This is a genomic window from Caldivirga sp. MU80 (genome assembly GCF_001663375.1).
GTDB lineage: Archaea > Thermoproteota > Thermoprotei > Thermoproteales > Thermocladiaceae > Caldivirga.
This window is the reverse complement of the sequence record NZ_LCTF01000077.1, coordinates 1-518: the sequence shown is the minus strand read 5'-3', so window position 1 is coordinate 518 and position 518 is coordinate 1. Positions and strand designations below refer to the sequence as shown.

Sequence of the window (518 nt, the reverse complement as noted above, 5' to 3'; positions counted from 1 at the left end):
TCATCTGCTTCCTTTGGGTCTTTTACCACTGGGTCCCATTTTTCATCCTCTAGTTTTCTTATCCTCTTCTCGTACCATTCCTTAGTGTTTATGTCATTGTATGTTGGGCATGGTTGCAATACGTCTACTAGTGCCAGTCCCTTATGCCTTATTGCAGCCTTAATAACCTCCTTCAGGTGTCTTGTGTCGTATGCGTATGACCTAGCCACGAAAGTGTATCCACTTGCCAATGCCAGTACTATTGGGTTTAAGGCATCCTTAATGTTAGGCTTAGGTAAAGCCTTAGTCTTAACATTCCTAGGCAGTGTTGGTGACGCCTGACCCTTGGTTAAACCGTAGACCCCATTGTTATGCAGGATGATGGTCATGTCCACGTTATACCTACCGGCACTCACGAAATGCCCAACACCAATGCCGAGCAGGTCACCATCACCACCATTAACAACAACCTCAAGACCAGGATCAGCAAGCTTAACACCCATAGCATAAGGAATAGCCCTACCATGAAGAGTATGCAC

At 45.8% G+C, this 518-nt stretch carries 1 protein-coding gene; it reads right to left on the bottom strand.

The features are described from left to right. The coding region (locus AAX04_RS11515) for a thiamine pyrophosphate-dependent enzyme (protein WP_238377884.1) at window positions 1–518 on the bottom strand (518 nt) is incomplete at both ends.